The organism is Nostoc sp., from assembly GCF_036917755.1.
Taxonomy (GTDB): Bacteria; Cyanobacteriota; Cyanobacteriia; order Cyanobacteriales; family Nostocaceae; genus Nostoc.
Map to the genome: position 1 here is coordinate 103,360 of NZ_JBALFC010000102.1, position 25,248 is coordinate 128,607.

At 41.5% G+C, this 25,248-nt stretch carries 16 protein-coding genes and 2 pseudogenes; 11 read left to right on the top strand and 7 right to left on the bottom strand.

Features of this window, described 5'->3' with window-relative positions; genetic code table 11:
• Positions 1-492 precede the first annotated feature (492 nt).
• Together V7L05_RS21870 and V7L05_RS21875 are read left to right on the top strand one after the other, a co-directional pair.
• The gene (locus V7L05_RS21870) at positions 493-1,827 is read left to right on the top strand and encodes an ATP-binding response regulator (RefSeq protein ID WP_335167064.1); all 1,335 of its coding nucleotides are present in this window, start codon (positions 493-495) and stop codon (positions 1,825-1,827) included.
• 269 nt (positions 1,828-2,096) lie between these two features.
• A complete protein-coding gene (locus tag V7L05_RS21875; protein ID WP_335167065.1) occupies positions 2,097-3,221 on the top strand; it encodes a hybrid sensor histidine kinase/response regulator in 1,125 nt (374 codons plus the stop codon).
• Positions 3,222-3,620: 399 nt separating this feature from the next.
• On the opposite strand, the gene V7L05_RS21880 is transcribed toward V7L05_RS21875, so the two are convergent.
• Both V7L05_RS21880 and V7L05_RS21885 read right to left on the bottom strand, forming a co-directional pair.
• A complete protein-coding gene (locus V7L05_RS21880; RefSeq protein ID WP_335167088.1) occupies positions 3,621-3,773 on the bottom strand; it encodes an RtcB family protein in 153 nt (50 codons plus the stop codon).
• Positions 3,707-4,105 carry a hypothetical protein gene (locus tag V7L05_RS21885; protein ID WP_335167066.1) on the bottom strand — a complete coding sequence of 133 codons (399 nt, stop codon included), beginning with the start codon at positions 4,103-4,105 and terminating at the stop codon, positions 3,707-3,709. The genes V7L05_RS21880 and V7L05_RS21885 overlap by 67 nt, the downstream gene beginning before the upstream one ends.
• 185 nt (positions 4,106-4,290) lie before the next feature.
• Here V7L05_RS21885 and V7L05_RS21890 point away from each other — a divergent pair, with 185 nt between their 5' ends.
• A complete protein-coding gene (locus tag V7L05_RS21890) occupies positions 4,291-4,983 on the top strand; it encodes a CatA-like O-acetyltransferase (protein ID WP_335167067.1) in 693 nt (230 codons plus the stop codon).
• A gap of 170 nt (positions 4,984-5,153) precedes the next feature.
• Here the strand turns inward: V7L05_RS21890 and V7L05_RS21895 are convergent.
• Positions 5,154-5,282 (bottom strand): annotated as a pseudogene (locus V7L05_RS21895) (transposase); the annotation flags it as partial.
• A 268-nt stretch (positions 5,283-5,550) separates the two neighbouring features.
• On the opposite strand from V7L05_RS21895, the gene V7L05_RS21900 reads away from it, so the two are divergent.
• From V7L05_RS21900 to V7L05_RS21910, 3 genes are all read left to right on the top strand, one after another.
• A complete protein-coding gene (locus tag V7L05_RS21900) occupies positions 5,551-5,748 on the top strand; it encodes a heavy-metal-associated domain-containing protein (RefSeq protein ID WP_335167090.1) in 198 nt (65 codons plus the stop codon).
• Between the two features lie 159 nt (positions 5,749-5,907).
• The gene (locus V7L05_RS21905) at positions 5,908-8,310 is read left to right on the top strand and encodes a heavy metal translocating P-type ATPase (RefSeq protein WP_335167069.1); all 2,403 of its coding nucleotides are present in this window, start codon (positions 5,908-5,910) and stop codon (positions 8,308-8,310) included.
• Between the two features lie 19 nt (positions 8,311-8,329).
• On the top strand, positions 8,330-8,557 hold the full coding sequence (locus V7L05_RS21910; RefSeq protein ID WP_335167071.1) for a hypothetical protein: 228 nt from the start codon (positions 8,330-8,332) through the stop codon (positions 8,555-8,557).
• A gap of 152 nt (positions 8,558-8,709) precedes the next feature.
• On the opposite strand, the gene V7L05_RS21915 is transcribed toward V7L05_RS21910, so the two are convergent.
• Positions 8,710-9,147 (bottom strand): heavy metal-responsive transcriptional regulator, encoded by a 438-nt coding sequence (locus V7L05_RS21915; protein ID WP_335167073.1) that lies wholly within the window; start codon positions 9,145-9,147, stop codon positions 8,710-8,712.
• 27 nt (positions 9,148-9,174) lie between these two features.
• The gene (locus V7L05_RS21920) at positions 9,175-9,477 is read right to left on the bottom strand and encodes a hypothetical protein (protein WP_335167074.1); all 303 of its coding nucleotides are present in this window, start codon (positions 9,475-9,477) and stop codon (positions 9,175-9,177) included.
• A gap of 232 nt (positions 9,478-9,709) precedes the next feature.
• Between V7L05_RS21920 and V7L05_RS21925 the strand changes: the two genes are divergently transcribed.
• From V7L05_RS21925 to fabD, 5 genes are all read left to right on the top strand, one after another.
• Entirely contained in the window at positions 9,710-11,191 is a 1,482-nt protein-coding gene (locus V7L05_RS21925; RefSeq protein WP_335167077.1) for a leucyl aminopeptidase, read from the top strand.
• A gap of 31 nt (positions 11,192-11,222) precedes the next feature.
• Positions 11,223-11,444, top strand: coding sequence for a hypothetical protein (locus V7L05_RS21930; RefSeq protein WP_335167078.1), 222 nt, complete (start codon positions 11,223-11,225; stop codon positions 11,442-11,444).
• A 115-nt stretch (positions 11,445-11,559) separates the two neighbouring features.
• Complete coding sequence (gene plsX, locus V7L05_RS21935) at positions 11,560-12,582, top strand: phosphate acyltransferase PlsX (protein ID WP_335167079.1); 1,023 nt, start codon at positions 11,560-11,562, stop codon at positions 12,580-12,582.
• 189 nt (positions 12,583-12,771) lie between these two features.
• Entirely contained in the window at positions 12,772-13,764 is a 993-nt protein-coding gene (locus V7L05_RS21940; protein WP_335167081.1) for a beta-ketoacyl-ACP synthase 3, read from the top strand.
• Positions 13,765-13,859: 95 nt separating this feature from the next.
• Positions 13,860-14,741, top strand: a complete 882-nt coding sequence (fabD, locus tag V7L05_RS21945) for an ACP S-malonyltransferase (RefSeq protein WP_335167083.1) — start codon at positions 13,860-13,862, stop codon at positions 14,739-14,741.
• 5 nt (positions 14,742-14,746) lie between these two features.
• Here the strand turns inward: fabD and V7L05_RS21950 are convergent, their stop codons facing one another.
• A complete protein-coding gene (locus V7L05_RS21950; protein ID WP_442937878.1) occupies positions 14,747-20,242 on the bottom strand; it encodes an AAA family ATPase in 5,496 nt (1,831 codons plus the stop codon).
• A gap of 49 nt (positions 20,243-20,291) precedes the next feature.
• A pseudogene (locus V7L05_RS21955) lies at positions 20,292-25,070 on the bottom strand (trifunctional serine/threonine-protein kinase/ATP-binding protein/sensor histidine kinase).
• Positions 25,071-25,248 lie beyond the last annotated feature (178 nt).

The following is a 25,248-nucleotide window of genomic DNA, read 5'->3' on the forward strand; positions in this document are numbered from 1 at the left end:
TACTTTCTTTTTCATCTGGTCTAACTAACCTGATGGTTAAAACTGCTCAAGCTTACGGTATATGATAACCGTGTGCAACTCTCACCAAGGGCTGAGGACGGTCGCTTGCTCACTCATTTATAATTGTTTTAAGCTTAGTAAAGTATTTTATTTTACTTTATATCTAGCTCTGTTTACTGTATTCCGATCAATAGTTTTGGATTTGTTAATTGCTAATTTTTTGAAAGCCATTGGTAATTTGCTAGGAGTTTAATTTCAATACTCTGGGAAATTAACTAGATTGAGGATACAACAGACTGGATTTGCCTTTGACCTTTCCTAACTTTGTGGAGATGACGACAACGCTCAACAAGTATTGGATATTGTGCAAAATGCCTTAGTCAATCAAGTTACAGATTTTAGATGTCCGAAAATCTTATATTATTTAGTTGGATAATCTGAAAAAAGAAATGTTATACATCAACCTATGTTTGGCGGCGAAAATAAAACGCGATGGAAGAGACGCTGAAAATTTTGGTTGTAGACGCTGAGGAGGTAGACCGGATAGCAGTCCGTTCTGCCTTGACTAAAGCAGGTGTTCAAATGGAACTGTTTGAAGTCAGGGATGGCAATGATGCGTTTTCTGCCTTAAGCACTACTGCCTATGATTGTGTTTTCCTCAACTATCACTTACTAGACCAGGATGCACTAACTTTGATTCAACAGCTACGTTCTTCAGAAATTAAAGTTCCTTTAGTAGTCTTAACTGCTCAAGGAGATGAACAAATTGCTGTTCAATTATTGAAAGCTGGTGCTACAGACTATCTCTCTAAGTCTAGGATATCTCCAGAAACCTTGACACAAGTTTTGCGGAGTGCGATTCGGGTTTATCGGGCTGAAATGCAGGCAGCTTTAGCAAACCAGCAGCTTAGAGAAACTCATGAACAACTCATTCGTAAGAACCAAGAATTGGAGAGACAACAGCAACATATTCAAATGCAAAACTTCAACCTATTGGAGGCATCACAGCTAAAATCAGATTTTTTGGCAACTATGTCCCACGAACTCAGAACGCCGATGAATGCGATTATTGGTTTTTCGCAAATACTATTGCGTCCCAAGTTCGCTCAACTAACGCATCAGCAAGCAGATATGATTGAGCGCATCTTGAATAATGGGAAGCATTTGCTGATGCTGCTGAATGAAGTTCTCGACTTTTCCAAGCTGGAGGCAGGACGATTAGACTTAAAGGCGGAAATATTTGATCTATCAAAGGTAATAAATCTCGCTGTTGGTGAAATGCGTTCCCTAGCTGATGCCAAAAATCTATCATTGTTAGTGCAAACGGATTTGCAAAATACTTTGATATTTAATGATCCAATTCGTGTCAAACAGATTTTAATGAATTTGCTCTCCAACGCCATTAAGTTCACCGAGTCTGGTGAGATTTGGGTTGAGGTTAAGGAACTAGCTGAAAATCGAGTAGTAATTCAGGTTGGGGATACAGGTATTGGCATAGCACCCAAAAATTTTAAACGTATTTTTGAAGCATTTTGGCAAGTCGATCAAACTATCACTCGCAAATATCCAGGTACAGGTCTGGGTTTGGCAATTATAGATTCACTGGTACGAATGATGGGCGGGAAAATTTTTCTTGAGAGTAAATTGGGGATCGGTTCAATGTTTAAAATTGAATTGCCACGTCAAATCACATTATCGACTGTAGCAGCCGATGCTCCAGCTTCACAGTTAGATGCTGACGGGGTTTTTTGCTCTGCTAAAAATCATCATCAGTCATCTTATCAAGCCAGTAAAGCATCAATCGGATATCCTAAATTTAAACTGTAAACAAGGAGTCAGAATTCAGAATACTCCACCCATAAAGGGATAGAGTATTAACTCTTGAAAAATATTTTAATTTTGTTTCGCCCACCCAACGGCCACGCTCAGGGCATCACAAGTGGCAAGGTTTTAACACCAGTATTCGTTACCCAGTCGTACAGAATTAAATTCTGAATTATGACCGGAGCTAACGGAAACGTCTTCGGCTCCGCTCCTGAGTTCTGAATTCTTCTGATAAATTAGTTCCCAAAAAAACTGATAAAAGTTGATTAATCATGTCTGAAGTTGAAGATAATAAAATTTATCGTATCCTCGCAGTTGACGATATACAAGATAATCTCATTTTGGTTCAAGCAATTTTAGAAAGTGAGGGGTATGAAATTGATTTGGCTTCAGATGGAATAAAGGCTTTACGGCAAATTGAACAATCTCCACCCGATCTGATTCTGTTAGATGTGATGATGCCGGGAATAGATGGTTATGAAGTCACACGTCGGATTCGGAAGAACCCTGCAATCTCTTATATTCCAATTCTGCTGATTACTGCCTTTCACGAATCCAGCGTTGTCCAAGGTTTGGATGTTGGTGCTGACGATTTTATTCGTAAACCATTTGATACTGATGAACTACTGGCAAGGGTGCGATCGCTGTTGCGTCTCAAGCAAAGTTTGGACGAACAACAAAAAATGGCCCGCCAACGAGAAGATTTTGTTTCCCGTCTGACTCATGATTTGCGAACTCCTCTAGTAGCCGCCGATCGCATGTTGAATTTGTTTGAGATGGAAACATTCTGCAAAATTTCGCCAGAAATGAAACAGGCGATCGCAGTTATGATTCGCAGTAATCAAAATTTGATGGACATGGTGAATACCCTCTTAGAAGTCTATCGCTTCGAGGCAGGTAAAAAAACGTTGAATTGGGAAGTATGCGATTTACGTGAGATATCTCAAGAAGTAGTCAGCGAACTAAGTCCTCTAACTAGTGAAAGAGGGTTGACTCTGGAAATAGACACCAGTGAATTAGAACCACTGAGTCAAAATGCTGGTATTATTATGGGCGATCGCTTGGAACTACGGCGGGTGCTAAACAACTTAATCGCAAATGCCATCAAATTTACAGATACAGGAGGCATCACAATCCGCATTTTGGAAACATCACCTAATCCAGGAAATCCAGATTCGGTAACAATTGAGGTACAAGATACAGGATATGGGATTGCGCCAGAAGATCAGGCAACAATTTTCGAGCGATTTCGCCAAGGTAGAAATAAACGCTCAGGTAGTGGCTTAGGATTACATCTATCCCACCGGATTGTAGAAGCCCACGCCGGAACTATTCAGGTCGCCTCTCAACTAGGTAAAGGTAGTCTGTTCACTGTGCAACTACCTAAAAACACTTAAGTCTACTTATTAGCGATCGCCACATATCATGTCCGCTTGATTACTTATTAAACCCGAAGAACCCCACCCCTTAATCCCCTCCCCGCAAACGGGGAGGGAAGACAAAGCGCAGCCTTGGCTGTTTGGGGTGCAATGACTATGAGAATCACAACTATAGCAGTTCTCCTTCGGATGCAACACATGGTAGGGGCACAGCAATGCTGTACCCCTGCGAGTGGTCTGTATTCCATGCAATTGAGAACCGCTATAATTACCCGGACATGATATAACTAGCTGATTGCAAAATAATCATCAATTTTATGCGTTGATTGCATTACTACGGATTCACTCTCGGTTCACAAATGCGATTCTAATATGAAGGAATAAAGATGGATACCCCTGGCGTTGACCAGGGGCTTTTTATTTAGCAGCTACGCCTATAAAGGTCAACACCGGACTCAACCGCGCCACAACGTCCACCATTTCTGCCTCAACCTGCACATCAATCACAGACTGAATCGGTTTGTAGGCGGCGGGTGCTTCTTCAATTCGGCGTTCTTGACGCAGGGTAATAGTGTGCGATTTTCGACTTTATCAACCCGTTGCACTTCTACAAAATGATTACCGCCGCCAATGGTTGCCAGTCCGGCATCGGGAACCAATTCTTCAGGCGCTAGTTTCCAGTCACCATCCATTGAACCATCTAAGAAGATGCGTTCGCCCTTGGCGTTGGCGGAGCCATCGCTCTCTTGGGCGAGTTGTGATAAATTACACTTGAGTACACTCCCCGTAGGCTGATCTAGCATGGCATCTAACCAACCGGGAACTCCGTACTGAAATAGCGATCGCATTGCATCAGCAGTCATCGTCACATCACGCGTACTGAAGAAGTAATTCCCCTTCATTAGTTCTACGAAAACTCAAGTGTAGACAGAAAAATAAATTCAGTATAAATCTGCTTTAATAAAGATAGAATAATCAATTATTACTTATTTGCTCTTTCTTCCTTAACCTCTGCCCGACGACGGAACAAACCGATAACTCTGAGAAAAAACGCTCGTTAGAATGGTTATTTTAGGTTTAGACACTTATGATTATTTCTATTAAATATCAACCAAGATTATTAGATGATAAAGCGAAAGAAGGTTATTTAAATTGGTCTTTAGATTTCTTTACTGACCCCAATGCCATTCAAGTTCCTTGTATTGATTTAACAATTCAACTTGAAGTAACAAATGCTTATAAAATGTATCAAAGCAATCCCCAAGAAGGAGCAACGTTCTTTAGTTTCTTAATTTGGCATTTAGTTCAAACTTTAAAAAATCATTTCTCCTTTAACCTACGATTGATTGAAAATCAGTGGTATATTCTCGATAATCCTCCAGTAATAATTCCAGTAGCAGTTGGAGGACAAGACCGTTTCTGGGAGATGTTATTAGAAAATATTAGCCAAATGAGTTACCCAGAATTTATTAGTCAATATCGTCAAAAATTAGAACGAATCAGAAAGGGAAAAGGTCAAAGAGTCGAACCAGAAATATTTTCACTGTCCTGTGGTTTGGGGAATTTACCTAACCTCCAATTTACAGGACTAACTTTAAATTGGCGAAGGGATGAAATTATTGGCCAGCCTTATTTCTATTTTGGTAAACGCTATTGGCAAAATAATCAACTTTTTATTCCTTTTGCTGCTAAATTGCATCATGCTTGTAACGATCCTTTTGTTTTTGATTTACTGATTCAAGATTTTCAGCAAAGATTTATCAATAACACTGATACATAGCCGATGCAGGGTTAATATTTATGAAATGTAAAAGTTTTAGTAATAGTTATGAAATTTGCTGTCGAACAAATTCTTAATCTTCCAGAGATGAAAGTGTTAGATTTTTAAGAAATTGGGTTCTACCGCTTCGTTTATGGCGAATTAATAGTAAAATGCCAGTTTAATAAAGCTCATAATGTAAAATTATCAAAATTACGAAAACCATATCCTAACCTTTTTATAAGCTTGAGTTTATTGTTAATACCTTCAACTACTCCATTGGTTGTACGTAGGTCGAAATAACCAACAGTCTCTCCAAAGCACTTAATAACACACACTTTCATCGGATGATAAGTGTTTTGTAGTACGTTGTATTTTTGATGGGCAACGGTTACTCAGCCAAACCAAAGTTGTAAAGAAATTTGAAGTTTAGCCAAAAACTTTTAAAAATCTCTAGACTCTCCAGCCGGCTAGAGAGTCTAGGATGAATTCATGGCGACTCTCAACCAGAAATTTCTGACGTGTGAGGGATACGTCTGGGTTATCCAGTTTGGTTTTGCTAGCTTTTCCACTTTATCCCGTAAATCTATGACTCTCCAACTCACAGTTCCCAACATGTCTTGTTCTGTTTGTGCAAGCACCATCACCAAAGCACTTCAGGCAGTCGATGCCAATGCTAGCATTCAGGCTGATCCCACAACCAAGCTTGTCAGTGTAGAAACTCAAGCATCAGAAACAGTAATTAAGGAAGCGTTGGCTGCTGCTGGCTATCCAGTTGCAAATTAATTCGTCATTCGTAATTCGTAATTCGTAATTATTGGCGAAACACCGCGCGTAATTGTCTTATCTTGGTGGTCTTGACCTGTTGGGGTCTAAATCCTCAAATAATTTAATTACGAATTACTTTAAGATCCTCCCACACCAATCACGGCGGTTCATCTAGTTATGGATACTCTCACACTCAAACTTCGAGGCATGAGTTGTGCCGCTTGCGCCACTAACATCGAAAAGGCGATTCGCTCTGTTCCTGGGGTAATTGACTGCAACGTTAACTTTGGAGCAGAACAAGCTACCATCAAGTACGATCGCTCTCTAGCCAATTTAGAGAAAATTCAAACTGCGATCGCAGCTGCGGGATACTCTTCTTACTCACTCCAGGAAGAAATACTCTCCGAAGAAGATGATGCGGAGAAAGCAAGTAGGCAAGCATTACAACGCAAACTCTCTCTCAAGGTAGTGGTGGGAGGTGTAATCAGCATTTTCCTATTTTTGGGGTCGTTGCCCATGATGACTGGGCTGAACTTACCCTTAATTCCAAGTTTTCTGCAAAATCCTTGGATACAGTTAGTGCTGACAACGCCCGTCGTATTTTGGTGTGGTGGATCTTTTTACCGAAATGGCTGGAAAACCCTCAAGCGCCATACGGCGACGATGGACACGCTGATTGCTTTGGGCACAAGTGCAGCCTATCTATATTCTTTGTTTGTCACTGTTTTCCCGAAATTTTTTATTACTCAGGGCTTGATTCCTCATGTTTATTATGAAGTTGCCGCGATCGTCATTACCTTAATTTTGTTGGGGCGGTTGTTGGAAAATCGCGCTAGGGGACAAACTTCTGAAGCCATCCGCAAACTCATTGGACTGCAAGCCAGAGATGCCAGAGTTATCCGTGATGGTAAGGAAATTGATGTTCCGATCGCTGAAGTCATAATTAACGATGTGATTTTGGTGCGTCCTGGTGAAAAGATTCCCGTAGATGGCGAAGTAATTACAGGCGCTTCGACGGTAGATGAAGCGATGGTGACAGGTGAAAGTTTGCCAGTCAAAAAGCAGCCAGGAGATGAGGTAATTGGGGCGACGATTAACGGCGCGGGTGCATTTCAGTTTCGGGTGACACGAGTCGGAAATGATACATTTTTGGCTCAAATCGTCAAACTAGTGCAACAAGCGCAAGGTTCTAAAGCACCTATTCAGCGCTTGGCAGATCAAGTGACAGGATGGTTTGTACCAGCTGTGATTGCGATCGCGATCGCCACTTTCGTCATTTGGTTTAATTTCACAGGCAACCTCACCCTAGCAACAACGACAACCGTAGGTGTACTGATTATCGCTTGTCCTTGTGCTTTGGGTTTAGCTACCCCCACATCTGTAATGGTGGGGACGGGCAAAGGTGCAGAAAATGGCATTTTGATTAAAGGTGCGGACAGCTTAGAACTAGCACACAAAATTAAAACCATCGTTCTAGATAAAACTGGCACTTTGACTCAGGGGAAACCGACAGTTACAGACTTTGTGACTGTCAACGGCACAGCTAATGGTAATGAAATCCAGCTTTTACAGTTAGCAGCAACGGTGGAACATAATTCTGAGCATCCCTTAGCGGAAGCGGTTGTAAAATACGCTCAGTCTCAAGAGGTGAGTTTAATAGAGGCAAAGAACTTTCAGGCGATGCCTTCGGCCACCCACTTCGTGGCTAACGCAGGTAGTGGTGTGCAAGCAGTTGTTTCAAATCAGCTTGTGCAAATTGGTACACAACGCTGGTTAACAGAACTTGGAATTAACACCATAACTCTCCAGCAGTATAAAGATGCATGGGAAGCGGCTGGTAAAACAGTCATTTTGATTGCTGTAGATGGCGAACTACAAGGAATAATGGGTATCGCTGATGCCCTGAAACCTTCATCAGCAGCAGTAGTGAAAGCTTTGCAGAAGTTAGGTTTAGAAGTAGTAATGTTGACTGGAGACAATCGTAAAACTGCCGAAGCGATCGCAAGACAAGTTGGCATCCAGCGAATCTTTGCCGAAGTCCGTCCAGATCAGAAGGCGGCGATTATCCAATCCCTGCAAAGAGAGATGAGGAAGCAGGGGGAGATGAGGAAGCAGGGGGAGATGAGGAAGCAAGGGGAGCAAGCAAACAATTATTATTCCCCCTCATCCCCCTCATCCCCCTCATCCCCACTCCCCACTCCCCACTCCCTTGTCGCAATGGTAGGAGATGGCATAAATGATGCACCAGCCCTAGCCCAAGCTGATGTGGGAATTGCTATTGGTACGGGAACAGATGTAGCGATCGCAGCTAGCGATATCACCCTAATTTCTGGAGATTTACAAGGAATTGTTACGGCTATTCAACTTAGTCGCGCCACCATCAATAATATCAGGCAAAATCTCTTCTTTGCCTTTATTTACAACGTTATTGGTATTCCGATTGCGGCTGGGATTCTGTTCCCCATTTTTGGTTGGTTACTCAATCCAATTATCGCCGGAGCTGCGATGGCTCTTTCTTCGCTCTCTGTTGTTAGCAATGCCCTCAGATTGCGTAACTTTCAACCAAAAACGATCTCATAATTGCAGGTTAATTTAGCAAATGTTCAGTAAAAAAATCCTTTGGGGAAGCCTTACAGCTTTAGTGCTGCTCACTGCAACATCAGGTGTAACATTAGCAGAAATGCCAGCCCACTCGTCAGAGCAAACCAGCCAATTTCAGCGCATCGAGCAACCTTTGAGCTTGAAAGTTGGTGTTGCGATCAGTGGTTTAGCCTTAATTGGACTAGAGTTGTGGTGGTTTCTTCTCTATAAAAGTTCTGAGTCCTAAATTCGTAGCGAATTGTCTGCGTCCCTCTGCGCTTAGGCATTTCACTCTCGTAAAAAGCCTTGTAAAACCTCACCCCAACCCTCTCCTTACTTAAGGAGAGGGAGCAAGAATCTTGTTTCTCATCTGGTATATTCAATTCGCCACAAGCCTACTTACACCTGACTCCTACTGAAAGTTTTATTTTGAATGATCGGACAAATTGTATCCTCACGGTGGTCGCCGATATTCTTCCAGCCGGAAAGTAATCCCATTATTTCAGAACGTAAAGTTAACAACTGATCAATTTGCTGATCAATCTGCAAGACCTTATCTTCGAGCTTCTCTTTGATTTCACCACAGGGAGTTTGTCCTTGGTCATAAACCTGAAGAATATTTCCAATTTCTTCTAGGCTAAGACCAAGATTTTGTGCCCTTTTGATGAATGCTAGACGAGTTAGCACATCCAATGAAAACTGGCGAAAGCCTCCCTCTGTTCGTCTTGACGATTTAATTAAGCCTAAACTCTCGTAATAACGAATTGTCCTGATGGGGATTCCGCTTAAATCTGTTACCTGACCAATTAAAAGCAGTTTTTTATCTTGACTTAACACGGTAGATTTTCCCAACTCTTGTAATTATTATCGAACGAGTATCAAAACCTCGTTAACGGAGTTCTGAGCTTCATTCACGAAGTTCTGAGCTTCATTCACGAAGTTCTGAGCCTCATTCACGAAGTTCTGAGCTTCATTCACGAAGTTCTGAGCTTCATTCACGAAGTTCTGAGCTTCATTCACGAAGTTCTGAGCCTCATTCACGAAGTTCTGAGACTCATTCACGAAGTTCTGAGCCTCATTCACGAAGTTCTGAGACTCATTCACGAATATCAAAGCCTCATTCACGGAGTTCTGAGCTTCATTCACGAGTATCAAAGCCTCATTCACGAGTCCTATTTCTACCAATTTTAGGACTTACGCAAAACCACACGCTGTAGGGGCAATTCATGAATTGCCCCTACCAGAAAATAAGGGTTTCGGCTATTCTTTGCGTAAGTCCTGCAATTTGTTAAATGATAGCTACTGCTCTCTGCTTTGCATCTCCCTCGCTCCCCACTCCATGAAACAAGAATTTTAAGCAATACTGGTACAAGAAGGAATATTTACACAAAATCCCAACATGACAATTCAACCTAGTGATCAGCCTTTGCTAGAGTGGGCAGGCGATAGTTTGGCAATTGGATTATTTGAAGATGCAGTAGAGTTAACCGGAGAACTGGCAACTTTAGATCAAAAGTTTTCTGGAGTCCTAAAAGAACTGATTGCTGAAGAAGAATTTAAAGGTAAAGCCAACAGTACAATCTTCACTCGTGTAAATGCTGGTAGCCCAGTGCGTAAATTGATTTTAGTAGGTTTAGGAAAACCAGAAGCACTAAAACTAGACACTTTGCGCCGCGCCGCTGCTGCTGTAGCCAGAGTAGGAAACAAGCAAAAAAGCAAAATTCTGGGATTTAGTTTTCCATTATGGAATAACGATCCAGCCGCAAGTGCCCAAGCGATCGCAGAAGGTGTCGAATTAGCACTTTACCAAGATATTCGCTTTAAATCAGAACCAGAAGAAAAAGGTTCACAAATCGAAACCGTCGATTTACTAGGTTTCGGTGGACAAGAAGCCGCCATCAACCGCGCCCATCAAATCGTTTCCGGGGTAATTTTGGCACGGCAGTTAGTAGCAGCGCCAGCTAACGCAGTCACACCAATTACTTTAGCTGAAACTGCTCAAGCGATCGCTAACGAGTACGGTTTACAACTGGAAATTTTGGAACGGGAAGACTGTGAAAAGTTGGGCATGGGTGCTTTTTTGGGAGTAGCCCAAGCTTCCGATTTGCCACCTAAATTCATTCACTTGACTTACAAGCCAGAAGGTACACCCAAAAAGAAACTGGCAATTATTGGCAAAGGTTTAACCTTCGACTCCGGCGGACTCAACATTAAAGGTGCTGGTAGCGGCATCGAAACCATGAAAATTGACATGGGTGGTGCAGCAGCAATCTTGGGTGCGGCAAAAGCCATTGCTCAAATTAAGCCAGATTCGGAAGTTCACTTTATCTCGGCGGTGACTGAAAACATGATTAGCGGTCGCGCCATGCACCCAGGAGACGTTCTCACAGCATCAAACGGCAAAACAATCGAAGTTAACAACACCGATGCTGAAGGACGTTTAACCCTAGCAGATGCCTTAGTGTATGCCGACAAATTGGGCTTGGATGCGATCGTGGATTTAGCCACCCTAACTGGTGCCAACCTCATTGCCTTGGGTGAGGATATTGCTGGTTTATATACTCCCGATGATGCTGTCGCTTCCCAGCTAGAGAAAGCTGCCCAAACTTCAGGGGAAAAAATTTGGCGGATGCCAATGGAAGAAAAATATTTTGAAGGGCTAAAGTCTGGTATTGCGGACATGAAGAATACAGGGCCGCGTCCAGGTGGTGCAATTACTGCTGCCCTTTTCCTCAAGCAATTCGTCAAACAAACCCCTTGGGCACACTTAGATATTGCAGGACCTGTGTGGACAGATAAAGAAAATGGTTACAACGGCGCAGGGGCAACCGGGTACGGCGTTCGGATACTAGTTAATTGGGTAGTGGGTAGTGGGGAGTAGGGAGTAGGGAGTAGGGAGTAGGGAGTAGGGAGTGGGGGGAGATGAGGGGGATGAGGGGGATGGGGGAGATGAGGGAGATGAGGAGACAAGGAGAATAAGTAATGCCCAATGCCCAATGCCCAATGCCCAATGCCCAATGCCCAATGCCCAATGCCCAATGCCCAATGCCCAATGCCCAATGCCCAATGCCCAATGCCCAATCCCCATTCCCCACTCCCCACTCCCTACTCCAGAACAATTCGTGCTATCTTGAGCTTGCCAGCAAAAATTGTTGCAATAGTAACAGAATTAATTTGGCGGTCAGAAAGTTAAGCTTTTTCGGCAAAGCCATCTGGTAAAATTTGTAAGGTTTCTAGAAGCTGTGAGCAATGGGATCGACTCGCGTAAGGATCGCAATTGACGCAATGGGGGGGGATCACGCACCCGGTGAAATCGTTGCTGGCGCACTGCGAGCAAGGGAAGAATTGGGTGTAGATATATTGTTGGTTGGTGATCCCCAACAAATAGAAGCTGCTTTGCCGCCAAAAACAAGTTTAGGGCAGGTGGAGATCGTGACTGCAAAGGAAGCGATCGCAATGGATGAGGAGCCTTTAAACGCAGTTAGACGCAAACCCAAGGCTTCTATCAATGTGGCCATGGATTTGGTCAAGCAGCAAAAAGCAGATGCCGTATTTTCTGCGGGTCACTCTGGAGCAGCTATGGCATCAGCTTTGCTGCGCTTAGGACGATTGCCGGGAATTGATCGCCCAGCGATCGGGACAGTTTTTCCTACGATTATTGCTGGTAAGCCAGTGCTGGTGCTTGATGTCGGCGCAAATGTAGATTGCCGTCCCAAGTTTTTAGAGCAGTTTGGTGTCATGGGATCGGCTTACAGTCAGTATGTCTTGGGTACAACTGAACCAAAGGTGGGTTTGTTGAATATCGGTGAAGAAGACTCTAAGGGCAATGATGCAGCCGTCCGCGCCCACCAAATGCTCCGCGAAAATTCCCAAATTAATTTTATTGGCAATGCCGAAGGGCGTGATGTGCTTTCCGGTCGCTTTGATGTGATTGTCTGCGATGGCTTTGTGGGTAATGTATTGTTAAAATTTGCCGAAGCAGTCGGAGAAGTGATTTTGCAAATTCTGCGGGAAGAATTACCCCAAGGATTGCACGGTCAAATCGGTTCAGCACTCTTAAAACCAAACCTGAAGCGGGTTAAGCAGCGTATGGATCACGCCGAACACGGCGGCGCTTTGCTGTTAGGCGTGGCCGGAGTCTGTTTAATTGGTCACGGTAGTTCACAAGCACCTTCAATTTTTAATGCAATTCGCATGGCTAAAGAAGCCGTTGACAATCAGGTGATCCAACGAATTCAGTCCCAATATATCCTAGAGCGCGAGAGCGGTTAGTCATTAGTCATTAGTCATTGGTCATTGGTCATTAGTCATTTGCAAAAGACAACTGACAACTGACAAAGCGCAAAGTCTGAGCGCCGGTTTCCGGCGTTGGCGCAGCCCGCCGTAGGCATCAGAACTTTGTAAGAGAGGACAAAAGACAAGGGACAAAGGACAAAAAGCTGATAGCTGGGGAGATTAGGAGTGCAAAATTTAGGCGTAGCAATTATCGGAAGTGGCTCGGCAGTACCAGCAACTTCCCTACACAACCAGACATTGACTGAAGTAGTTGAAACATCAGATGAGTGGATAACCACAAGAACGGGAATTCGTCAACGGCGATTAGCGCTGCCATCTGAGTCCTTGAGTGTACTTGCTACTGCCGCCAGTAGTCAGGCGATCGCATCTGCGGGAATTAAACCAGAAGACCTAGACCTGATTCTGCTAGCCACTTCCACCCCTGATGATTTATTTGGTAGTGCTTGTCAAGTACAAGCTCAATTGGGAGCCACCAACGCAGTAGCCTTCGACTTGACAGCTGCCTGCTCCGGCTTTGTGTTTGGTCTGGTTACAGCAGCCCAATACATTAGAACAGGTGTTTATAAGAATGTACTGTTGATCGGGGCAGACATCCTCTCTCGCTGGGTAGATTGGGAAGATCGGCGCACTTGTGTATTGTTTGGTGATGGTGCAGGGGCAGTAGTATTGCAGGCTGACAAAAGCGATCGCTTATTGGGATTTGCACTTAAAAGTGATGGCACTCAAAACCATCACCTCAACCTTGCATACACAGGCGCTTCCCAAGAACTGCTCCCCGGTGTAAATATTACTAAAGGGACTTATCAACCCATTACTATGAACGGCAAAGAAGTCTACCGCTTTGCTGTCCAAAAAGTGCCAGAAATCATTGACAAAGCCTTATTTCAAGCCAACCTCAGTATTGACCAAATAGATTGGCTGCTGTTGCATCAAGCCAATCAGCGAATTATCGATGCAGTTGCCCAACGCCTGAATGTCCCAGAACATAAAGTGATCAGTAATCTCGCCCAGTACGGTAATACCTCTGCTGCTTCCATTCCCTTAGCTTTGGATGAAGCAGTGCGGCAAGGTAAAATTAAACCCAATGACATCGTTGCTGCATCCGGCTTTGGTGCCGGTCTTACCTGGGGCGCAGCAATTTTTCAATGGGGAAGGTGAATATTTTGTCCTTTGTCATTAGTCATTTGTCCTTTGTTAATGACCAATGACCAATGACCAATGACCAATGACCAATGACTAATGACTAATGACCAATGACTAAAACTGCATGGGTGTTTCCCGGACAAGGTTCCCAAGCGCTGGGAATGGGAATTGACTTATTAGATATACCTGCCGTTAAAAACAAACTTGCCCAAGCCGAGGAAATCTTGGGCTGGTCTGTAACAGAAATCTCTCAAAACGAAGAAGAAAAGTTATCACAGACGCTATATACCCAGCCAATTCTTTATGTGGTAGAAAGCATTCTTGCTGACCTTCTCCGAGAACGAGGACACCAGCCAGATTTAGTTGCTGGTCATAGTTTGGGAGAATATACTGCCCTTTATATTGCGGGTGTCTTTGAGTGGTCGGCTGGTTTATATCTGGTGAAGCGTCGTGCGGAACTTATGGATAGTGCCGTGGGTGGGATGATGGCGGCTTTGATCAACTTTGACCGCGAACAGTTGGAAAAAGTCATTGCCCAAACGCCTGATGTTGTGTTAGCAAATGACAATAGCTCGACTCAGGTAGTAATTTCAGGTACGACTGAGGCTGTACAAGCGGTGCTGTCTCAAGTTAAAGCAAAGCGTGCTATTCCCCTAAAAGTTTCTGGAGCATTTCATTCACATTTAATCGCACCAGCAGCTGCGGAATTCCAAGACATTCTAGAATCTGTGGAATTTCAGCCAGCTATTGTACCAGTGTTGTCTAATGTCGAACCAATTCCGTCTGTTGATGCCGAGATTTTAAAGCAGCGCTTGAATAAACAAATGACTGGTTCGGTACGCTGGCGAGAAATTTGTCTGCAATTACCTGCCAACGGTATTCAGCGAGTACTAGAAATTGGCCCTGGTAAAGTTCTAACAGGCTTGATTAAACGTAGTAGCCCTGATTTAATATTAGAAAATATCCAAAGTGCTGCTAATTTGCCTGTTTAATTTTTTTAGAGCTTCATTTCAATTACAAACTCTGTACCCTCACCCAGAACAGAATTGAAACTCAATTTACCACTGTGGGTTTCTTCAACAATAGACTTGGCGATCGCTAATCCTAATCCCGTTCCTTTACCTACATCTTTTGTAGTAAATAAGTGGTCAAAAATCTTTTGTTTCACTGATTCATTCATCCCCTTACCATTATCAGCGATCGCAATTTTTACGCCTTCATTTTCCAGGGAGGTTTTAATTGTAATTCGGTTAGGATTGGCCTTAATTTCCTTAAAACTCCGTCCAGTATTTGATTCATCCAGCGCATCAATTGCATTTGCAAGAATATTCATAAATACCTGATTTAATTGCCCAGGAAAACAATCAACTTGGGGGAAATTCCCATAATCAGTTATCACTTCAATTGCTGGACGTTGTTCGTTTGCTTTCAGGCGATGTTTGAGAATTAAAATCGTACTATCGATACCTTCATGGATATTAAATGGCACTTTGTAATCTTTGTCAGCACGGGAGAAAGTGCGGAGACTGGTGCTGATATTTTTGAGGCGATCGCACGCCATCGTCATGGAATCAATTATCTTGGGTAAATCTTCTAAGCTATAATCTAAGTCAATTTCTTGGGCATGGTCGATAATTTCATCACCTGGATTGGGGAAACTTGATTGATAGAGTTTTAAGTGTTCAACAATATCCGCAAAACTTGGTTTAGCTTGTTGAAGGCTGGCAGAAATAAATCCCAAAGGATTATTCATTTCATGGGCTACCCCTGCTACTAAGTTACCCAATGCAGACATTTTCTCACTTTGGACAATTTGTAGATGTGCTTGTTGTAAGTCTTGTAGTGCTTGCCCGGCTTGTTGATACAGTCGAGCATTTTCTAGAGATATTGCGGCTTGAGAGGATAAGAGGTTAATCATGCTGAGGCGATCGCTGTTAAATACCCCTTGAGTTAAGCTATTTTCTAGGTAGAGAATTCCTACCAAATGCCCTTGATTAATAATCGGGCTACATAATACACTTTCGGGTCGATATTTCATCATATATTTCCCAATTACCCCAGGAATATCTGTTTTGCAATTGTCTATAACAACTGTTTGTTGGGTATTCTTGACGTAATTGATAATTTTTACGGGAATATCTTGACAATTATCAAGTGGTTGTTTTTCGAGAATAGTTTGTATTTGATCGTCAGCAATAAAGGTAATTGCTTGGACTTCCCAAGTATCATTTTGGGGAAGTAGCAATACAGCTTTTTTCGCGCCAGAATTTTCTAAGATAATACGGGTGAGGCTGGTAACAAGTGTATCTAATTCTAAAGAACTGGAAATCGCTTGAGCCGCTTTGAGGAGAGAGGTAAAATCTAAGATGTGGGAAATACTGGTGCTATTCTTGTTATTAGATGATAAAGTTCCATAAAAAGCAACAGTTTCTAGGGAGTTGTGGTTGATTCGTTGCGGTTGCAGGATGGGTTGGAGTAACTGAGGATAGGTTTTTTCAAGGTGATTAACTTTGGCTAATGCTCCCCAACGGGCATAGCAGTAGTAAGCTTCTTGCATATATGCTTGAGCCACTTTTTCTTTACCCCAATCGAGGTAAAATTTAGCTGCTAGTTCGTTAGCCAAAGCTTCTTCTTGAATGTATGCGTTTTCTTTGGCTCCAGCGATTGCCTGATCATATAAATCAATTGCCTCAAATCGCTGGCCTAAGACCCAATGACGCTCTGCCTCTACTAAATCAAACTTATGCTGAAAATTCATCGGTGCAACTGTGGCTCGAACTTTTAGGTGTTTCTGATTTTCGTCAACCCTCAAGAGTAATTTTGTTTGTTCAGAAGGTTCAACTTGAGAATAGAGAGATAGACGAGCCAAAGAATCATAATAATAGAAGACAGACACAGATAGCATTCCTGCACCACCTTTGAGGTAGCGCTCTCCTTTATCTGCATTGTTAACAGCCGCTAGAGCATCATCAAATAAGTAGCTAAAAATTAACTTAATTAGGTAAAATTCATGGAGTGTAAATTCATCATTCTCTTGGAGTAGAGCAGGTACAAGTTTTTCCTCATTCCAGTATTCATCAATCAACAAATCCGAATTAGCACAAGATTGTGTGAGAATTTCAATAGTTCGTCGAAGAATACTAAATCGGATTGAGAAAGATTGACTACTCGCAAAATTCAACTCGTACATTTTAATTTCTTGGAGCAATATTTCTAATTTTTCCCCACTAATTAAATAGGTATAAAAAAGCCGAAAAAATGTTGCCACAATTATATGTACAAAATCTCCAACTTCTAATCCAAAAGTATAAGATTCTTTTAATAAATTGATTGCATCTCGAACAGGCAACTTGTTAAATTGATTAAATGCAGCTACTTTGAAGTTAGTCATACTTTGAACAGATTTTGCTTCAAATTTATCTACAATTCTTAAAGCTAACTGCCCAAATTTGTAGCCTTTTTCTAATTCGTCTAATACTGCATTCAAAACAATGGCAAAGTCAGCATATCCTGGTGCTGAGAGTGGTGCATTGCCATATTTAAGCGATAAATTCACTTGTTCACAGGCAATGATCGGAAATAGGTGGGGGGCAGCCTGATGCACAGAGGGAGTGAGGCTGATCATAATTTTTAGGGCAACTAAAGCTTGAGGATCAGTCATCAAAGGTAGATCAATTAAGCTTTCAATCTGGCGCTTTCCCAATATTGACAATGTGTTTTTTATAGCTTGATGAATGTCGTAAGAGCTAACAGATTCAGATAAGAGTATTCCAAGCTGTTGGAGAGTTTGGCATCCAATCTCGATTGCTTTAAGCATCTGCCCTTGTACCTGATAAGACTGAAGCTGAATCTCATAAACCTTGACTTTATCTAATAGAGTTTTTGCTTGTTTAATAACAACTTGAATCAGCAAATCCATCTGTTCAAATTCATTATTTAGAAAGGCGGCTTCGGCGGCAGCTTGATATAAATTTAGCGTCAAATCATGAGCATTTTCCCAGCCATCACTAATCACTAATTGAATGCCCTGATTGAAATATTGGAGAGCTGCATTATAAGCGATCGCTTCTTTGGCTTTGCGACCTGCATTGAGATTTAGTTGAGCTAATTGCTGACGTTTTGTGGGCTGGGTAATCAGTGCGATTCCACAATTTAACTGACCGACAATCTCAAAAATTCGCTCTGACTGCTGGGCTTCTGATGTATTTTCTAAAAGTAATTGCCCGATTTTGAGATGGGTTAACTGTTTCTGTTCTTCTGGAATCAGGTAAGAAGCCGCTTGTTGGACGCGATCATGCAAAAATTTGTATATAGCTGTCTTTTCTCCTACCCTAAAGTCAGCCAGTTGCGTCTCTATATTGTTTGTTATCTGGTCACTGTTTTCTAATGATGAATCCTGATAAAACTTATAAACTTCACTAGTAGGTATAATTAATCCTTCTTGTAAAGCCTTCCATAAACTAGCTGCCGTTTCTATTTTTGATTGTTCTGAAACTATTGCCAAAGTTACTAAATCAAACTGATTGCCAATACAAGCAGCTAACTGCAATACTTTTTGAGTGGATTCAGGTAGTCTGCGTAATTGAGTCACCATAAAGTCTACGACATTATCTGTAACCGCTTGCTGATTCACCTGTGCAATATCACATTGCCAACAGCCTAGCTCAAAATCAAATTCAATCAACTTATCTTGATATAATGTTTTCAGAAATTGGGTAGCAAAAAATGGATTACCTTGCGTTTTCTGCGAGATCAATACAGAAAGAGGTAATGCCAAATCTTCTGTACATTTAAGTGTGTCAGCAATTAACTGATTTATTTGTCTTTGAGTTAATGGTGCTAAAGTAATCGTATTAGTTGTGGCTGCTGTTTTTTCTATTTCATTTAAAGTCACCATTAGTGGATGGGCTGGGCTGACTTCATTATCACGGTAAGCACCAATTAAAAAAAAAAGATGACCTATATCAGTCATTAATAGCTGCATTAACTTCAGCGATGCTGAATCTGCCCATTGCAAATCATCTAAGAACATCACTAAGGGATGTTCAGTACTAGGAAAAACTTGGGTAAATTTTTGAAATAATAAGTTAAATCTATTTTGTGCCGCCATTCCTGATAATTCTATGGCGGGTAGTTGTTGACCAATAATGCATTCTAATTCGGGTATGACTTCAATAATCACTTGTCCATTTTCCCCCACAGCCTCTAATATATTGCTTTTCCATCGCTGAATTTGAGCATCACTTTCGGTTAACAATTGACCCATTAAATCTCGAAAAGCTTGCACAAATGCACTGAAGGGAATATTCCGTTGAAATTGGTCAAATTTCCCTTTGATAAAATAGCCACGTTGCCGCACAATCGGTTTATGAACTTCGTTGATAACCGCAGTTTTACCAATTCCCGAAAAACCAGCTACCAGCATCATTTCTGTCGCCCCAAGGCTCACTCTTTCAAATGCTTCGAGTAGGGTTGATACTTCTGTTTCTCTTCCATAAAGTTTATCAGGGATAATAAAGCGATCGCACACATCCCTTTGGGCAATTGGGAAACTGTTAATTTCACCAGTTTCTTGAAGTTGAGTTAAACAATTTTCTAAATCAAATTTAATTCCTAATGCACTTTGATAGCGGTCTTCAGCATTTTTCGCCATCAGTTTCATTACGATGTCACAGAGAACTTGGGGAATAAGAAAAGAAACCTCACCCCAACCCTCTACTTGGTAAGGAGAGGATGCTTTATGCGGGTGAGGTGTATTCATATTTGGTGGAAGTTTTGCAATATGACAATGCACCAACTCCATCAGGTCGTTTGATTGAAACGGTAATTCTCCCGTTAATAATTCGTAGAAAGTTACACCTAAAGAATAAAAATCAGTTCGGTAGTCAATCCCCCGATTCATTCTTCCTGTTTGTTCTGGAGAAATATAAGCGAGTGTCCCTTCTAACACATTGGGACTGATCAGCGTTTGAGTTGACCGTGGTAGTAGAGATGCAATACTAAAGTCGATTAATTTAACTTGTTTGGTTTCGGGATTAATTAGAATATTCGCGGGTTTAATGTCTTTATGAATAATGCGATCGCGGTAGAGTATATCTAAGGTATCGCACAGTGCGATCGCAATTTCTAAAAACTCTATCAGAGATTCTACGCTTTCCCCCACTCCCCACTCCCCATTCCCTACTCCCCACTCCTTTAGAGAAATCCCTCCAAAGTCTTCCATCACCAACGCATAGCCATTTTGGTAAGGTTCTAGGCTGTAGGTTTGGATGATTAGGGGTGAGTTGAGATTTTTGGCAATGGTGTACTGATTGCGAAACTGCACCAGTTCGCTGAAACTGGGATAAGGATTTTTCAGTAGTTTAATCACCACTGGTAAGGAGTCAGTTTCTCGATAGCCACGATAAACTAGGGTTTTTGAACCATTGTATAGTTCTTCGCTGACTTGATATCCGGGAATAGTAACCATACTGCTAAATCCTGACGATTTCATATCTAGTATTCCCAGATATCTGAAGTTATTTACCAAAAAGGCCGGAAATTTATACCGGAATTTCAATGATAAATTCTGTACCCTCACCTAGAACAGAGTTAAAACTCAATTTACCACTGTGAGTTTCTTCAACAATTTGACGAGCGATCGCTAATCCTAATCCCGTCCCTTTACCTACAGCTTTTGTAGTAAATAAGTGGTCAAAAATCTTTTGTTTTACTGCTTCATTCATCCCCTTACCATTATCAGCGATCGCAATTTTCACCCCTTCACTTTTTAGGGAAGTTTTAATTATAATTCGGTTGGGATTGGCCTTAATTTCCTGAAAACTATGTCCTATATTGGATTCATCCAGCGCATCAATGGCATTTGCCAGAAGATTCATAAATACTTGATTTAATTGTCCAGGAAAACATTCAATTTTAGGTAAATTGCCATAATCAGTTATCATTTCAATTGCTGGACGTTGTTCGTTTGCTTTCAGGCGATGTTTGAGAATTAAAATCGTACTATCGATACCTTCATGGATATTAAACGACACCTTATAATCTTTATCAGCGCGGGAAAAAGTTCTTAAACTAGTGCTGATATTTTCCAGGCGATCGCACGCCATCACCATTGAATCAATAATCTTGGGTAAATCTTCTAAAGTTTTCTAGGATAATACGGGTGAGACTGGCGATGAGTGTGTCTAATTCTAGAGAACTGGAGATAGCTTGAGCGGCTTTGAGGACAGAGGTAAAATCTAGAACGTTGGGAATACTGCTGCTGCTAGTACTAGAAGTGCGAAAAGATGAAGAAGTGCCACTAAAGCTAATAGTTTCTAGGGAGTTGAGGTTAATTCGTTGCTGTTGCAGAATGAATTGAAGTAGTTGGGGATAGCGTTTTTCTAGGTCTTCTATTTTGGCTTTTGCACCCCAACGAGCGTAACAGTAGTATGCTTCTTGCATATATGCTTGGGCGACTGTTTCTTTACCCCAATCGAGATAAAATTTGGCTACTAGTTCGTTACTAAGTGCTTCTTCGTTAACGTATTCGTTTTCTTTGGCGAGAGAGATGGCGCGATCGTAATGTTCAAGTGCTTCTGTTTTATTGCCCAACACTTTTTGCTTTTCAGCCTCAACTAAATGCCATTTATGCAGATGATTCATGGGAGCATATTGCGCCCATTGGTACAGAGTGGTTTGATGGATTTCTACCTGGGCGAGAATTACACAAAGCTCAATTTCTGACTTGGGAAATAGTGCCAGGTGCGTCAGGGCAGCATAGAAATAGAAAATCGGCGCAAAAATCACTCCTGCTACTGCGATCAAATACTGCTGGGCTTGGTCAATGTAGTCGCTCGCAGCCTTGTAGTTACCAAAAGAATAGGCAAGTAAAAGTTTGTGGATATATATCTCAGCCATCACCGAAAGTTCATTAGCCTGGCGATGCTTGGGAATCATGATTTCATCATAGATAGTGCCACTCAAACAATCCGGCTGAATCCGGGTTTCCCTGAAGTTCTCTGCCGTCTGCCGCATAAGATTTAAATGGGTCTGAGCAGAATGTTGCTTCACCTGAGTCAAGACAGCGTTGTAATTTGCTATATCTGATTCCCAATTGCTTAGTTCAGCACCACTCCAAAAGCTGGCATAGCTGTAACAGCAAACGTTATAACCAGCGTGTAAAAAATCGCCAGTTTCCATACCAGAGGTAAAACCAAGTTTCAGTGTCGGTATCGTTGCCCTAAAGCTCTCTTGGCGATGCTGAATAAAGCCACCAAACAAAATTAGAATCATGGATTTGAATTCCCCCACATCAAACCTATCGAGCAAATTCAATGCCAATTGCCCAAAGCCATAGCCTGTTTCGATCTCTCCCAAAAATGTACACAGCACCATTCCGTGAAGCACATACCCCACCGTGGAGGCGGGTGTATTCCCAAACTGAAGCGATAGACTCACCATTTTCGAGCTAACTAGGGGCAATAAACCCGGTATTATCTGGATAATAGGTGAAAACAACATTCCTAACAATTGTATGGCTGCTTTTGCTTGGGGATCAGTCATCACTGGTAGCTCAGCCAGTTCCTCAATTCGTTTGCCTTCGAGTTGACTGGCAAGAACTTGTAGAGCTCTAGCAATCTCAGCATCGTTTGCCTCGATAGATAGCTCAACTCCCAATTCTAAGAGTGCATCTCTGCCCAGTGTAATAACTTCTAATAGTCTGCTCTGAGATGTCTGGGCAGCAATTTGAATTTCGTAAATTTTAACTTTGTCTAAAATCGTCTGGGCTGATTGCAACACCTGTACCGCTATCTGTTCCATACCTTCAAGGTCAGCATTCAAGTAAGCAGCTTCGGTAGCGGCAACATAGAGACTGAGGGTCAATTCATATTGATCTTGCCAGCAGTTGGCCGTGAGTAGCTCAATCCCGGTCTGTAAATAGACTCTGGCCGCAACATAAGCGGTAGAATTTTTGGCTTTACCTCCTGCTGCCAAGTTAAGTTGAGCCAAGGCTTCTCGTTCGCTTGATTCGGTAATTAACTCTTGTCCTAGATTCAAATGCCCGACAATATCAAACAGTTTTTCCTCTTGTTCTCTCACAGAGGAATTTTGTAGAAGTAATTGGCCAATTTTTAGATGAGTTGCTTGTTTTTGGTTATCAGGAATTAGAGAATAGGCAGCTTGTTGCACTCTGTCATGTAAAAATCTATATGAAGCTGTCCTTTGTCCTTTGTCCTTTGTCATTTGTTTGTTATTTCCTAATGACAAATCACCAATGAACAATGACGAATCTTGATAAAACTTATAAACATCAGTAAGGGTAAAATCAACCCTTCTCCTAAAGCTTTCCATAAAATCGCAGCCGTTTCAATTTCTGATGATTCCGAAACAATTGCCAAAGTTGATAAATCAAATTGATTGCCAATACAAGCCGCTAACTGCAATACCTTTTGAGTTGATTGAGGCAGTCTTTGTAATTGTAATACCATGAACTTAACAAAATCATCTGTAAGCGCTTGCTGATTTATTTGTGTGATATCACATTGCCAACATCCTAACTCCAAGTTAAATTCAATTAATCCATCTTGGTGTAATGCGTAGAGAAACTGGATAGCAAAAAATGGATTACCTTGAGTTTTTCGAGATACCAATACAGAAAGAGGTAATGCCAAATTTTCTGTACATTTAAGTGTCTCAGCAACTAATTGATTCACTTGCCCTTGACTCAGTGGTGCTAAAGTAATCGTATTAATTGTGGCTGCTGTTTTTTGGATATCATTCAAAGTCAAGATTAACGGATGTGATGGGTTGACTTCGTTATCACGATAGGCACCAATTAAGAAAAGATGCTTTGTATCAGCCATTAATAACTGCATTAACATCAGTGAGGCCGAATCAGCCCATTGCAAGTCATCTAAAAACATCACTAATGGATGTTCAATACTGGTAAAGACTTGGGTAAATTTCTGGAATAATAAATTAAATCTATTTTGTGCCGCAGTTCCTGATAATTCTGTCGCAGGTGGTTGTTGACCAATAATTCTTGATAATTCGGGGATAACTTGAATAATTACCTGTCCATTTTCTCCAATAGCTGCTAAAATTTTGCTTTTCCATTGCTGGATTTGAGCATCACTTTCTGTTAACAATTGCCACATTAAATCCCGGAAGGCTTGCACAAATGCACTGAAGGGAATATTCCGTTGAAATTGGTCATATTTACCTTTAATAAAATAACCGCGTTGTTTGACAATTGGTTTATGAACTTCGTTAACTACAACGGTTTTACCAATACCCGAAAAACCAGCTACCAGCATCATTTCTGTGGCACCAAGGCTAACTCTTTCAAATGCTTGGAGTAGGTTTTCTACTTCTGTTTCTCGTCCATAGAGTTTATCAGGGATAATAAAGCGATCGCACACATCCCTTTGGGCAATTGGAAAACTCTTAATCTCACCAGTTTCTTGAAGTTGAATTAAACAATTTTCTAAATCAAATTTCAGTCCTAATGCACTTTGATAGCGGTTTTCGGCATTTTTCGCCATCAATTTCATCACGATATCACAAAGAACTTGGGGAATAGTCAAAGCAACCTCACCCCAATCCTGTCCTTGGTAAGGAGAGGGTGCTTTATGCAGATGAGATTTATTCATATTTGGCGGAAGTTTAGCAATATGACAATGTACTAACTCCATCCCGTCCTTTGATTGAAACGGTAATTCTCCCGTTAATAATTCGTAGAAAGTTACACCTAAAGAATAAAAATCAGTCCGGTAGTCAATCCCGCGATTCATTCTTCCTGTTTGTTCTGGGGAAATATAAGCGAGTGTCCCTTCTAACACATTGGGACTGATCAGCGTTTGAGTTTCTCGTGGTAGTAAAGATGCAATACTAAAGTCAATTAATTTAACTTGTTTTGTTTCTGGATTAATTAAAATATTCACCGGTTTAATATCTTTATGAATAATGCGCTGATGATAGAGTATATCTAAGGTATCGCACAGTGCGATCGCTATCTGTAAAAACTCAGTGAGATTTACTAGACTTTCCTCTGCTGCCCATTTTTTAAGAGAAATCCCCCCAAAGTCTTCCATCACCAACGCATAACCATTTTTGTAAGGTTCTAGGCTGTAGGTTTGGATGATTAAAGGTGAGTTGAGATTTTTGGCAATGGTGTACTGATTGCGAAACTGCACCAGTTCGCTGAAACTAGGATAAGGATTTTTTAGCAGTTTAATCACTACTCTTAAGGAGTCAGTTTCTCGATACCCACGGTAAACTAGGGTTTTCAAACCATTATAAAGTTGTTCGTTAAGTTGATATCCGGGAATACTAAGCATACTGCTAAATTCTGACGATTTCCATATCTAGTATTCCCAAAGGGGGTGAAGCAATTCATAATTTAAAAAAATACAAAAAATAAAGGCTCTCCAAGAGTAGTTATGTTAAAATAACATGAATAAATAAAGCAACCATCAATAAAACTACAGAAGTTAGTGCCATAAGCCTAGTGTTTGA

Coding starts and splice junctions, on each gene's coding strand:
- V7L05_RS21870 (WP_335167064.1), top strand. CDS start 493: ATGGAAGAGACGCTGAAAATTTTGGTTGTAGACGCTGAGGAGGTAGAC.
- V7L05_RS21875 (WP_335167065.1), top strand. CDS start 2,097: ATGTCTGAAGTTGAAGATAATAAAATTTATCGTATCCTCGCAGTTGAC.
- V7L05_RS21885 (WP_335167066.1), bottom strand. CDS start 4,105: ATGAAGGGGAATTACTTCTTCAGTACGCGTGATGTGACGATGACTGCT.
- V7L05_RS21890 (WP_335167067.1), top strand. CDS start 4,291: ATGATTATTTCTATTAAATATCAACCAAGATTATTAGATGATAAAGCG.
- V7L05_RS21900 (WP_335167090.1), top strand. CDS start 5,551: ATGACTCTCCAACTCACAGTTCCCAACATGTCTTGTTCTGTTTGTGCA.
- V7L05_RS21905 (WP_335167069.1), top strand. CDS start 5,908: ATGGATACTCTCACACTCAAACTTCGAGGCATGAGTTGTGCCGCTTGC.
- V7L05_RS21910 (WP_335167071.1), top strand. CDS start 8,330: ATGTTCAGTAAAAAAATCCTTTGGGGAAGCCTTACAGCTTTAGTGCTG.
- V7L05_RS21925 (WP_335167077.1), top strand. CDS start 9,710: ATGACAATTCAACCTAGTGATCAGCCTTTGCTAGAGTGGGCAGGCGAT.
- plsX (WP_335167079.1), top strand. CDS start 11,560: ATGGGATCGACTCGCGTAAGGATCGCAATTGACGCAATGGGGGGGGAT.
- fabD (WP_335167083.1), top strand. CDS start 13,860: ATGACTAAAACTGCATGGGTGTTTCCCGGACAAGGTTCCCAAGCGCTG.
- V7L05_RS21950 (WP_442937878.1), bottom strand. CDS start 20,242: ATGAAATCGTCAGGATTTAGCAGTATGGTTACTATTCCCGGATATCAA.